Here is a 12,070-nt window from a genome sequence, read left to right on the forward strand (position 1 = left end):
ACCACCGTGGTATCGCTCGTCATGGCGTATCGCTCCTTCGGGAGGTCCTGGCAGGCTCGTCACCCGCCTCGATACGCCGCCTCTCTCAGCCCGCCATCACCCAGTTTCGGCCATAGCTCCCATACCCCCGATGCGCTGGCGAATTACTACGGGGAGCGGGCGCTGGCGGCGCTGCGGCAGGTGGCGGAGGTGCGGCTGAACGACACGGGCCGGCACCTCGCGGGGCGGGAACTGGCCGAGGCGGCGGCGGGCTGCGAGGCCATCGTCAGCTACCGGCAATCGCCGGGGGAGGCGGAGACCTTCCGCCATGCGCCCGACCTCGTCGCCTTCCTGCGCTGCGCGGTGGATATCCGCAACGTGGATGTGGCAGCGGCCAGCGAGGCGGGCATCCTGGTGACGCGCGCGACGCCGGGCTTCATCCCCTCGGTCGCGGAACTCGTGCTCGGGCAGATGGTGGACCTGGCGCGCGGGGTCAGCGAGGCGGCCGCGGCCTATCATCGCGGCGAGGTGCCGCCGGCGCGGATGGGGCGGCAATTGGCGGGCAGCACCCTCGGCATCATCGGCTACGGCGCCATCGGGCGGTACCTCGCGCCGCTCGGCCTTGCGCTTGGCATGCGGGTGCTGGTGGCGGACCCCCATGCGGCGCCGGAGGATGCGCGCCTCGTCCATGTCCCGCTGGAGCGGCTGCTGGCCGAGAGCGACGTGGTCGTCTGCCTGGCGGTGGCGACGGCGGAGACGGAGAACCTGCTGGATGCCGCCGCCTTCGCCCGCATGAAGCGCGGCGCGCTGTTCCTCAACCCCTCCCGCGGCAACCTGGTGGAGGAGGCGGCGCTGCTGGCGGCGCTGGAGAGCGGGCAGATCGGCGGCGCCGCCATGGATGTCGGCCGGGCGCCGGACCAGATGCCGAGCCCGGACCTGGCCAAGCACCCGAAGGTGGTGGCGACGCCGCATATCGGCGGCCTGACGCCGCAGGCGATCGAGCACCAGGCCTTCGACACGGTCAGGCAGGTGACGGCGCTGGCGGAGGCAAGGCTGCCGGAGCATGCGGTGAATGCCGCCGCGGCGACGCGGCTCGCCCGCCTGGGCATCGCCCTCCCGCCTGCATAGGGGGGCCGCCGGCCAGCGGCAGGGGCGCAGGACCGGGCGATCAGCCGCCGGAAGACTGCTGGCGCAGTTCGGCCTCCTGCGCGGCGAGTTCCGGCGTCATGGCCTCGCCGAAATCGACCATCTCGAAGAGCGGCCGGATCTCCACCTCGCTCGGGCCGGGCATCGGGTTCGGGCAGCGCTTCACCCACGCGACTGCTTCGGCCATGTCCTTCACCTGCCAGAGCCAGAAGCCGGCGACCAGCTCGCCGGTCGCGGGGAAAGGGCCGTCAATGACGGTGCGTCCAGGGCCGTCGAAGGCCACGCGCTTGCCCTGCGAGGAGGGCTTCAGCCCCTCGCCGGCGAGGAGGATGCCGGCCTTGGCGAGGTCCTCGTTGAACCGGCCCATGGCCTCCAGCAGCTCGGTCGAGGGCAGGGTGCCCGCCTCGCTGTCCTTCGTCGCCTTCACCAGAACCATCACGCGCATCGTCTCGTCTCCCGTAGAAGGGTGGGGCCGCGCGGCCCCGCTGGTGTCGGAGCGGCTCTAGCCTTCGAAGGCCCGTTGCAGGGCGGGCAGGTCCAGCTTCACCATGCCCTGGATCGCCTGCATCAGCCGCCCGGCCTGCGCGGCATCGGCCGCCTGCATCATGTCGCCGAGCGGGCCGGGCACGACCTGCCAGGAGACGCCGTAGCGGTCCTTCAGCCAGCCGCAGCAGATGGGTGCGCCGCCCTCGAGCAGGCGGTCCCAGAGGGCGTCCACCTCCGCCTGTGTGCGGCAGGTGAGGAAGAGGGAGATGCCGGGGCTCGGCCGTTCCTCGCCGGGCGGGTTGAACAGGATCACCTCCTGCCCCGCGAGGTCTATGACCACGGCGATGAGCGAGCCCTCGGCGCCCATGCGCATCTCGCCGCGGCGCTCGGCCGGCTGGCCGGCGGCGCGGAAGGCGGAGAGGTAGAAGGCGGCGGCTTCCTCGGCCCGCTCGGGGATCCAGATGCAGGGGGCGAGCGTCGCCATGGCCTCAGCCCTCCGCCATGGCGGCCCTGGCCGCCGCGACATCCATCCACATCACCTCCCAGACATGGCCGTCCGGGTCCTCGAAGCTGCGGCCATACATGAAGCCGTGGTCCTGCTTCGGGCCGGGATCGGCGGTGCCGCCGGCATCGGCCGCGCGCGCGACGATGGCGTCCACCTCCGCCGCGCTGTCCATGGAAAGGCAGAGCAGCACCTGGCAGGTCCGCTTTGCGTCCGGGATCTGCTTCGGGGTGAACTGGCGGAATTTGTCGTGGGTCAGCAGCATGACGTGGATGGTGTCGGAGAAGACCATGCAGGCCGCGGTCTCGTCGGTGAAGCTGGGCTCGTTGCGCGCGCCCACGGCCTCGTAGAAGGCCATGGAGCGGGGCAGATCCGCGACGGGCAGGTTCACGAAGATCAGCTTCGGCATCGGGTGTCCCTCTCCCTGGTGGCGGTTGACAGGCTTACCGATCTAGTTAAGAAAAACAACTAAGATGTCAGAAAATATACCTCACGAAATTGCGCCCCAACCACGCCGCCAGCCGCGCCGCTACGAGGACGCCTGCGGCGCGGCGCATGCCCTGGACCTCGTGGGCGACCGCTGGGCGCTGCTGGTGATGCGCGAACTGCTGCTCGGGCCGCGCCGGTTCGGGGACCTGCGCGCGAGCCTGTGCGGCATCAGCGCCAATATCCTGACGCAGCGCCTGGAGGAGCTGGAGGCGATCGGGGTGGTGGAGCGCCGGGTGCTGCCGCCGCCGGCGAGGGTGCAGGTCTATGCGCTGACGCCCTGGGGGATGGAGAGCGAGCCGATCTTCCAGGCGCTGGGGCGCTGGGCGGCGCGGTCCCCGCGGCACGACCCGCGCCTGCCGATCAGCGCGGTATCCTTCCTGCTGTCGCTGCGCACCATGTTCGACGCGCCGCGGGCGGAGGGGCTGCGGGCGCGCCTTGGCTTCCGGCTGGGCGAGGAGGAGTTCGTCGCGCGGCTCGGCGGCGGGCAGATCCTGGTGGAGGCGGGACCGGTCGCGGGGGCGGATGTGGTCTTTGCGGGCAGCCCGGCCGTGATGGCCGCCGCGGTCTATGGCGGCGTGCCGCTCCCGGCGCTGGAGGCGGAAGGCGCGCTGCGCGTCGAAGGCGACCGCGCCCTGGCCGAACGTTTCCTCGGCCTGTTCCCGCTGCCGCCGAAGGCGGGCGGGTAGAGCCAGGCCGGGTCCTGGGGACCCGAACCCTCCGGCGGGGGTAGGGGGGCGGAGCCCCCGCCTGGCGGCACATTGCCGCGGCCCGCGACGCGCCGCATGTCCTTGCCGACGCTGCGTGCCGCAGGCCCCTTGCCGGGCGTGCCCTCCGCCGCCTGGCCTTCGCCGCCCAGCGAGAGAGGACGGCGCGCCGCAGCGCGTGCATCATGTGGCCCGGTGGTCCCGCGCGTGCCCGCCCGGCGGCTGGTGGACATCCACGGCCTGCCCGCGGCGTCCGGCGATGCCGATCCGATGCGCGCAGCCCGCGCGAGGGGGCGGCGCCGGTTTGCCTTCCGGCACCGAAGCGCTGGGGGCACCGGAGCCTCCATGGCGCCTCTCATGGTCGGTCGACCATGCCATGGCTTGCGGCCGGGGCCGGATAGGGGTGATATGGCCGCGAGGCCCCGCCCAAAGGGCCGCCTGGGACGGGAAACGGCATGTTCAGCGGGTATCGCCCGATCGATTGCGACCTCCATCCGATGGTGCCGGGGATGAAGGCGCTGACCCCCTATATGGACGCCTTCTGGGCGGACCAGGTGGTGGAGCGGGGGATCACCACGCTCGACAGCCAGTCCTGGCCGGTGGGCTCGCCCAAGACCATCCGGGCGGACTGGCGCGGGCCGAACGGCCGCGGGGCGGAGACGGTCGAGCAACTGCGGGCGCAGGTGCTGGACCGGTTCGGGGTGGAAACCGCCATCCTCAACCCGCTCTACGGCGTGCAGCTTGTCCTCAACCAGGACATGGCGGTCGCCTTCACCCGGGCGCTGAACGACTGGACGCGGGCCGAGTGGCTGGACCGCGACGACCGGCTCCGTGCCTCCATCGTGCTGCCCATGCAGAGCGTGGAGGCGGCGGTCGCCGAGGTCGAGCGGCTGGCGCCGGACCGGCGCTTCGTGCAGGTGCTGGCGCTGGCGCTGGGGGAGGACCCGCTGGGCAAGCGGCAGTACTGGCCGATCTACGAGGCCTGCGTGCGCCACGGCTTGCCGCTCGGCATCCATGCCGGCAGCGCCTATCGCCACCCGCAGACCTCGGTCGGCTGGACCTCCTGGTACCTGGAGGAATACGCGGCCAACCAGCAGGGTTTTCAAAGCTGCCTCGCCAGCCTGCTGACCGAAGGGGCGCTGGTGAAGTTCCCGCAGCTCAAGGTCGTCCTGCTTGAGTCGGGGGTGACCTGGCTGCCCGCCTTCCTCTGGCGCCTCCAGAAGGTCTGGAAAGGGGTGCGCTTCGAGATCCCCTGGGTGGACCGCCTGCCGGCCGAGATCATCCGGGAGCAGGTGCGCCTGACGGTGCAGCCCTTCGACGCCCCGGCCGAGGCGGTGCCGCGGGTGCTGGACCATCTGCGCTCCGACCGGATGCTGCTCTGGGCCTCGGACTGGCCGCACTGGCAATTCGACGGGGATGCGGCGGTGCCCCCGGGCATCCCTGATGCGTTGCTGCTGAAGTTGCTGCGCGAGAACGCGCTCGCCACCTATGACCGGATCCGGGAAGGAGCCCTGGCATGATGAACGTCGTCCAGCCCATTGCCGTCCCCGGCAAGCCGCCGGCCGCGACGCTCGGCCTGATTGATGTAGATATCCATCCGCGGCCGAAATCGATCACCGAGTTCAGGCCCTTCCTGTCCGACCGCTGGTGGCAGCACCTGCAGAGCTGGGGGATGCGTCCCCGGCACGGCTTCACGGCCGGCCAGCCGCCCTTCCCGAAGGCGCAGCCGCTCGCCTCCCGCCGTGACGCCTGGCCGCCCAATGGCGGCACCCCGGCCTCGGACCTCGACTTCCTGCGCTTCCAGCTGCTGGACAATTACGGCGTGGATGTCGGCGTGCTGAATCCCCTGCAGCCGAGCGGGCAGGGGGACCGCAACAGCGCCTTCTCCGCCGCCATGGCCCATGCGGTGAACGAGTGGCAGCTGGAGCACTGGCTGCGCAAGGAACCCCGCCTGCGCGGCAGCATCGTGGTGCCCTATGAGGACCCGCAGGCCTCCGCGGCCGAGATCCGCAAGCGCGCCGGCGACCCGAATTTCTGCCAGGTCCTGATGATGAGCCGCACGGCCGAGCCCTGCGGCAACCCGCGCTACTGGCCGATCTACGAGGCGGCGGCGGAGGCCGGCCTGCCCGTTGCCTTCCACGCCTTCGGCTATTCCGGCTGGGCCATGACCAATGGCGGCTGGCCGAGCTTCTACATCGAGGAGGTGAGCGAGCACGCCACCTCCTGCCAGAACCAGGTGATCTCCCTGGTGGTGGAGGGCGTGTTCGAGCGCTTCCCGGCGCTGAAGGTCATCCTGATCGAGTGCGGCTTCGCCTGGCTGCCCTCCGTCGCCTGGCGGCTCGACACCCACTGGAAGACGCTGAAATCCGAGGTGCCGCACCTGACGCGCCTGCCGTCCGAGCAGATCCGCCAGCATGTCTGGGTCTCCACCCAGCCGATGGAGGAGCCGGAGCGCGGCGCGCATTTGGTCGATATCTGCGAATGGATCGGCTGGGACCGGATCCTCTTCGCCTCCGACTACCCGCACTGGGACTTCGACGACCCGCGCCAGGCCCTGCCGGGGACGATCCCGGCGGAGAGGCGGGCGGGCATCTATGGGGGCAACGCCAAGGCCCTGTACGGCCTTTGAGGCCCGTCAGGGGGAGGAGGGGAACCTCCTCCCCCTGGTTGGGCGCACTGCGCCCAACCCCCTCCACCCTTTTTCCGTGAGTCTGCGCGTGGCCAAGCTTGTCGTGGGACCCGTCTCCGAGATTCCGCCGGGCGGGCGGAAACTGGTGGAGGCGGAGGGGAAGCGGATCGTCGTCTTCAACCTTTCGGGCGAGTTCTTCGCGCTGAGCGACCGCTGCCCGCACCAGGGCGGCAGCCTCTGTGCCGGGCTGGTCAGCGGCCATGTCGAGAGCAAGGAGCCGGGCGTGTATCACTACGCCCGCCGCGGCGAGATGATCCGCTGCCCCTGGCACTACTGGGAATTCGACATCCGCACGGGGAAAAGCTGGTTCGACCCGAAGCGGGTGCAGGTGCGGCAATTCCCGGCGCATGTGGAGAGCGGGGCGGCGCTGGTGGAAGGGCCCTATACGGCGGAGACGTTTCCGGTGCGGGTCGAGGATGAGTATGTGGTGGTGGAGGCTTGAGCGGCCTGGAACTGAAACGCTAAGCCCGCACCGACCCTTGAGAGTTGAATTGTATACTCATCCGGGGTTGTCCAATTTCCATTCTCAAACTTTAATGGGGCGTAGTATGATCAACGCTTGCATGCTTGCCGCAAACACGTTGAGGTTCGAGACGTATGGGCGTTGTTCAACTCCGACAGGTAAAATCTTACTTGGAAAAGAATTTTGTGCCGTTGATTGACTTGGTAGACTACCAGGAAAAATCTGAAAATGACAAACAAAATGCAGGGCTAACAAGAGCTCTTGCTGCATTTGCGCTATGCAACGCTGCGGATCTTACGCCTGAAATTGCAGTTTCTAGCATAACTGATGGCTATGACGATAACGGTTTGGACGCCGTTTACCATGCAGCTGAGGACAAAACCTTATATCTTTGCCAATCGAAGTGGTCAAACGATGGCTTGGGATCCATAGATGTTGGAGGTGCAGAAAAATTTGCTCGCGGTGTGCGAGATATACTCAGCTTGAAACTTGACAGATTTAACTCCAAAATCACGACTCGCAAAGATGTCATAGAAGAGGCCATTAACAACAGCGTAAGAATAAATCTCATAATTGTTTACTCTGGTAGCGACAAAATTAGTGAGCATGTTAAGCGGGTATTCTCAGATCTCTTGGCGGATCTTAATGATACGGGCGACGTTGCTGTTCTCGATGTTGTTTCGCAGGAAAATTTATACAGTATTGTGTCAATGGGAGGCCGTGGTGAACCGGTCGATATAGCGATTCAGCTATTTGATTGGGGGCAGACTAAGGCGCCTTATCAAGCCTTTTACGGTCAGGTGGCTGCCAGTGATGTGGCGCAATGGGGCGCAAGGTGGAGGCATAAGATATTCTCAAAAAATATTAGATCATTTCTAGGTTCAAATACGGCGGTCAACGAAGGGATCGCTGACTCAATCCGGAAAACCCCGGCGCATTTTTGGTATTTAAACAACGGAATTACTGCATTGTGCTCACGCGTTCAGAAGCGTGCTGTGGGTGGGAATAGCAGAGAAGCGGGTACCTTTGAGTGTCAGGGCGTTGCCATTGTGAATGGAGCACAGACTGTTGGCACAATCACTAGTCTGGCAGAGACGGCGGGCGAAGAACTCGCCACAGCTCGGGTTCCCATAAGGCTTATTTCCCTTGAAGGATGCCCTCCAGAATTCGCAAACGAGGTTACGCGCGCGACTAATACTCAGAACCGGGTTGATGCAAGAAATTTCGTTGCGCTTGACCAGGAACAGGCCCGCCTCCGATCTGAATTGCTGATTGATGGAATAGACTATGAGTATCGGCAAGGGGAGGGCGAGCCAAACGGCGAAAATAGGTTTGGTCTAGTCGACGCCACGATTGCGCTTGCCTGCTCATCAAGTTCACCTGATTTAGCGGTTCAGGCGAAGCGTGAAATCAGCAAGCTTTGGGATGACCTATCCCGCCCTCCTTACAAGCTGATGTTTAACTCAGGCCTTTCGGGTCTCAAGCTTTGGCATCTCGTTCAAATTCTGCGCGAAATTGATTCAGCGCTAGAGGATCTGCGCTATTTCGTATCAGATGCCAGAGTGAAGAGCGTCATCATAAATGGCAATAGATTGGTGGCGCACATAGTTTTCCGCAATTTTATCTGTGCTAATATCGGCTTAGTTTATTTTAAAATTTTGGATCACACAGACACTCTGCACGTGCTTACTCAACAGGTTGTCATAAAAATCGCTGAGGTCATTGTTGATTGCTACGGAGATTCTTATTTGGCGCATCTTTTCAAGAACCTTTCTAAATGTAAAGATGTTGCCAATCAAGTTGGAGCAATAGCCCCTGACGCAAAGGCAGTTGATGCGATGCGAATTGCCCGTCAAGAATTGTCCTAATCAATCGACAATTGCATTCGAAAAAATATTTGTGAAAGCATTATGTCTTGGGAGGCCTGCTGGATGTGAGCTTTGTAGTGCCGAACGCGGGACGATGACGGGAAATATAAGCATTTTCGGCCATTGAGTCGAAAACCCCACCCCACCACCCCGCGTTCGCGCCCCCATGCGAATCGGCTGGTGCTGCAAATGGCTTCCCCCGCCCGGCGACCCCCGCCCGGCCACCGCCCTGAACCTCCGCGACACCACCGTCGCCGCGCTCTCCCGCCTCTCCCCAGCCCAGGCCACGGAGAAGCTCCTCGGCCTCGTCCAGGGCAACCTCGCCGCCCTGGCCGCGCAGGTGGAGGAAGCGGCCAGCGCCCCGCCGCTCGAACGGTGCCTGCGCATCATCAGCAGCGTCCTGCCCCTCTACACCCACCCCGTCGCCCGTCCGCGCTATGACGAACCGGCGCTGCGCGATCTCATCGAGCCGGGCCTCGCCGCCATCGGCGTCCGCGCCCGGGATGCCGGCCTCCGCCTCTCCATGCATCCCGGCCAGTACTGCCTGCTCGCCACCGACAACCCGGCCGCGCTCGCCAGCAGCGTCGCCGAGCTCGACTACCATACGGAGGTCATGCGCTGGCTCGGCCTCGCCGGCGGCTGGCATCCCGGGGGGGCGCATATCAACATCCATGGCGGCGCCCGCGCCCCGGGCATCGAGGGCTTCCGCCGCGGCTTCGCCCTGCTGGCCGAGGACACCCGCGCCCTGCTGACGGTGGAGAATGACGAGGCCGCCTATGGCCTCGACGACCTCCTGCCGCTGGCCGAGACCCTGCCCATCACCCTCGACCTGCACCACCACTGGTGCTTCACCCGCGGCGAGCACATCGCCCCCGACGACCCCCGCATCGCCCTGGTCCGCGCGAGCTGGCGCGGCACCCGCCCCATGGGCCACCTCTCCGCCCCGCGGGAGGACCTGCTGCCCGGCGGCCTCGACCCCGATGCCCTGCCGGACTTCCAGGCCCTGCTCGCCGCTGGCCTCCCGGCGCGGGAGATGCGCAAGCATTCCGACCGCCTGTGGAACCGCGCCATCAATGACTGGGCCGTGGCCCACCTGGCATGGACCGACCTGGAGGTGGAGGCGAAGGCCAAGAACCTGGCCAGCCACGATCTGGCCGAGGCCACCCGCGCCGCCGCCGCTGCCCCCGCGCCGCGGAAACTGGCGTCCGGCGCCGCCAGCCGCTAGAAGGCGCGGTCACGCCGTACCGGACCCCAAAGCAGCCCCATGGCCACCGTCCTCCTGATCATTCACCTTTTTGTGACGCTCGCCCTGATCGGGGTGGTGCTGCTCCAGCGCAGTGAGGGCGGGGGGCTCGGCATCGGCTCCTCCCAGGGCATGGGCGGGTTCATGACCGGCCGCGGCACGGCCAACCTGCTGACCCGCACCACCGCCGTCCTGGGCACCGCCTTCTTCGCGCTCTCCCTGGCGCTGGCGCTGCTCGGCCGCGGCACCACCGCGCCGCGCTCGATCCTGGAAGCACCGCCCGTGGCTCCGGCGCCGACCGCGCCGGCGCCCGCGCCGAGCGTCCCCACCAACTGACGCGCAGCAGGGGACGCTGTCCCCCTGCAAAGGGCCGGTTGGATCTGTACCTCCAACCCCGTCGAACCCTTGAGGCCACGCGGAACGGGGGACCCCGTAGGGGGAACCCCGTTCTTCGTTGAACCCACACAGGGGGCCGGGGACCGGTTCGGCCCCCGGCGGGGGTTCAAGGGGGGCAGAGCCCCCCGCCACGCATGGCGGCACATCAACTCGCGGGTAGCGGCGCGCCGCACCACAGGTTATGGAGGGCGCCCATGGCGCGGTTCGTATTCATCACCGGCGGCGTGGTCTCCTCCCTCGGAAAGGGCATCGCAGCGGCGTCGCTTGGCGCGCTGTTGCAGGCACGCGGCTACAAGGTCCGGCTCCGGAAGCTGGACCCCTATCTCAACGTCGATCCGGGCACGATGAGCCCGTATCAGCACGGCGAGGTCTTCGTCACCGATGACGGGGCGGAGACCGATCTCGACCTCGGGCACTATGAGCGCTTCACCGGCGTGCATGCCTCGAAGGCCGACAACTGGACGACGGGGCGCATCTACTCCGACGTCATCGCGGCGGAGCGCCGCGGCGACTACCTGGGCGGCACCGTCCAGGTCATTCCCCACATCACCGACAAGATCAAGGAAGTCGTCCAGGCCGAGACCGATGGCTACGACTTCGTCCTGGTCGAGATCGGCGGCACGGTCGGCGACATCGAGTCGCTGCCCTTCCTTGAAGCCATCCGGCAATTGGCGAACGAGATGGGGCCGCAGCGCAGCCTCTTCGTGCATCTCACGCTGGTGCCCTACATCCCCTCGGCCGGCGAGCTGAAGACCAAGCCGACCCAGCACAGCGTGAAGGAATTGCTGGGCCTCGGCATCCAGCCGCAGGTCCTGCTCTGCCGCTGCGACCGGCCGATCCCGGAGAATGAGCGGCGCAAGATCGCGCTGTTCTGCAACGTGCGGCCGGAAAGCGTGATCCCGGCGCTGGATGCCAGCACCATCTACGACGTCCCCCTGCAATACCATGCCGAGGGCATGGACCAGGAGGTGCTGCGGCATTTCGGCCTCTCGGCCTATGGCGAGCCGGACATGCGCCGGTGGGAGAAGATCGTCCATGCCGTGAAGTCGCCGGAGGGCGAGGTCACCATCGCCGTCGTCGGCAAGTACACCAACCTGCTGGACAGCTATAAGTCGCTGGCCGAGGCGCTGACCCATGGCGGCATCGCCCATAATGTGCGGGTGAAGCTGGACTGGGTCGATTCCGAGGTCTTCGAGCGCGACGAGGCCGCCGTGGCGCGGCTGGAGGGCGCGAGCGGCATCCTGGTCCCCGGCGGCTTCGGGGAGCGCGGCAGCGCCGGCAAGCTGGAGGCGGTGCGCTTCGCGCGGGAGCGCAGGATCCCCTTCTTCGGCATCTGCTTCGGCATGCAGATGGCGGTGATCGAGGCGGCCCGCAGCCTGGTCGGCCTCAAGGGCGCCTCCTCGACCGAATTCGGCCCCTGCGAGCACCCCGTGGTCGGCCTGATGACCGAATGGCTGCGCGGCAATGCGCTGGAGCGCCGCAGCGCCCAGGGCGACCTCGGCGGCACCATGCGCCTCGGCTCCTATGTCGCGCGGCTGACCGATGGCTCCCTGGTGCAGCAGGTCTATGGCGGCGCGCGGGAGATCACCGAGCGCCACCGCCACCGCTACGAGGTGAACGTCAACTACCGCGACCAGCTGGAGGAGGCGGGGCTCCGCTTCTCCGGCATGTCGCCGGACGGGGCGCTGCCGGAGATCGTCGAGTATCCGGACCACCCGTGGTTCATCGGCGTGCAGTTCCATCCGGAACTGCGCAGCAAGCCCTTCGACCCGCACCCGCTGTTCCGCGGCTTCATCGGCGCGGCGGTGCGGCAGGCGAGGCTGGTCTGAACAGAAGGCGGCGCCGCCAGGTTCAAGGCCGCGCCCGGTTTTCACGCCCGGCGGGTCGGTCGTGCCGGTGGCGGGCCAAACAGCAACCGGCGCTGCCAGGTTGAGGGGCGCGCCGGTCCTCATCGCCGGCGGGTCGGCCATCCCGGTGGCCACCCGCTAGACCCGAGTAGCCCTGGCTGGAATCGGCTTGTGATTGGCTGCGGCGCGAGGTGGTGTGATTCGTAGGTGTCCAGCTTGGGCTGGAGGCTTCGATGGCGTGGCGTCGTGGGCAGGCCT

At 66.9% G+C, this 12,070-nt stretch carries 12 protein-coding genes; 9 read left to right on the forward strand and 3 right to left on the reverse strand.

Going from position 1 to position 12,070, the window contains the following annotated elements; genetic code table 11:
• The first annotated feature begins 6 nt into the window (after positions 1-6).
• On the forward strand, positions 7-1,107 hold the full coding sequence (locus LHA35_RS26490) for an NAD(P)-dependent oxidoreductase (RefSeq protein WP_226614072.1): 1,101 nt from the start codon (positions 7-9) through the stop codon (positions 1,105-1,107).
• A gap of 40 nt (positions 1,108-1,147) precedes the next feature.
• Here the strand turns inward: LHA35_RS26490 and LHA35_RS26495 are convergent, their stop codons facing one another.
• From LHA35_RS26495 to LHA35_RS26505, 3 genes are read right to left on the reverse strand one after another with little or no spacing between them, the layout of a single operon-like run.
• Positions 1,148-1,570 carry a YciI family protein gene (locus tag LHA35_RS26495; protein ID WP_226614058.1) on the reverse strand — a complete coding sequence of 141 codons (423 nt, stop codon included), beginning with the start codon at positions 1,568-1,570 and terminating at the stop codon, positions 1,148-1,150.
• A 57-nt stretch (positions 1,571-1,627) separates the two neighbouring features.
• Positions 1,628-2,095, reverse strand: a complete 468-nt coding sequence (locus LHA35_RS26500) for a VOC family protein (RefSeq protein ID WP_226614059.1) — start codon at positions 2,093-2,095, stop codon at positions 1,628-1,630.
• A gap of 4 nt (positions 2,096-2,099) precedes the next feature.
• Entirely contained in the window at positions 2,100-2,522 is a 423-nt protein-coding gene (locus tag LHA35_RS26505; protein WP_226614060.1) for a VOC family protein, read from the reverse strand.
• Positions 2,523-2,682: 160 nt separating this feature from the next.
• Between LHA35_RS26505 and LHA35_RS26510 the strand changes: the two genes are divergently transcribed.
• From LHA35_RS26510 to LHA35_RS26545, 8 genes are all read left to right on the forward strand, one after another.
• On the forward strand, positions 2,683-3,288 hold the full coding sequence (locus tag LHA35_RS26510) for a winged helix-turn-helix transcriptional regulator (protein ID WP_338051001.1): 606 nt from the start codon (positions 2,683-2,685) through the stop codon (positions 3,286-3,288).
• Positions 3,289-3,761: 473 nt separating this feature from the next.
• Positions 3,762-4,826 carry an amidohydrolase family protein gene (locus LHA35_RS26515; RefSeq protein WP_226614063.1) on the forward strand — a complete coding sequence of 355 codons (1,065 nt, stop codon included), beginning with the start codon at positions 3,762-3,764 and terminating at the stop codon, positions 4,824-4,826.
• The gene (locus tag LHA35_RS26520) at positions 4,823-5,935 is read left to right on the forward strand and encodes an amidohydrolase family protein (protein WP_226614064.1); all 1,113 of its coding nucleotides are present in this window, start codon (positions 4,823-4,825) and stop codon (positions 5,933-5,935) included. The genes LHA35_RS26515 and LHA35_RS26520 overlap by 4 nt, the downstream gene beginning before the upstream one ends.
• Positions 5,936-6,023: 88 nt before the next feature.
• On the forward strand, positions 6,024-6,437 hold the full coding sequence (locus tag LHA35_RS26525) for a Rieske (2Fe-2S) protein (RefSeq protein ID WP_226614065.1): 414 nt from the start codon (positions 6,024-6,026) through the stop codon (positions 6,435-6,437).
• Positions 6,438-6,628: 191 nt separating this feature from the next.
• Positions 6,629-8,326: an AIPR family protein gene (locus tag LHA35_RS26530; protein ID WP_226614066.1), complete on the forward strand. Its 1,698-nt coding sequence runs from the start codon at positions 6,629-6,631 to the stop codon at positions 8,324-8,326.
• Between the two features lie 166 nt (positions 8,327-8,492).
• Positions 8,493-9,551, forward strand: coding sequence for an apurinic/apyrimidinic endonuclease family protein (locus LHA35_RS26535; RefSeq protein WP_226614067.1), 1,059 nt, complete (start codon positions 8,493-8,495; stop codon positions 9,549-9,551).
• 39 nt (positions 9,552-9,590) lie between these two features.
• Entirely contained in the window at positions 9,591-9,905 is a 315-nt protein-coding gene (secG, locus tag LHA35_RS26540) for a preprotein translocase subunit SecG (RefSeq protein ID WP_226614068.1), read from the forward strand.
• A gap of 254 nt (positions 9,906-10,159) precedes the next feature.
• Complete coding sequence (locus LHA35_RS26545) at positions 10,160-11,794, forward strand: CTP synthase (RefSeq protein ID WP_226614070.1); 1,635 nt, start codon at positions 10,160-10,162, stop codon at positions 11,792-11,794.
• The last annotated feature ends 276 nt before the right edge of the window (positions 11,795-12,070 follow it).

Source organism: Roseicella aerolata (assembly GCF_020523605.1).
GTDB lineage: Bacteria > Pseudomonadota > Alphaproteobacteria > Acetobacterales > Acetobacteraceae > Paracraurococcus > Paracraurococcus aerolatus.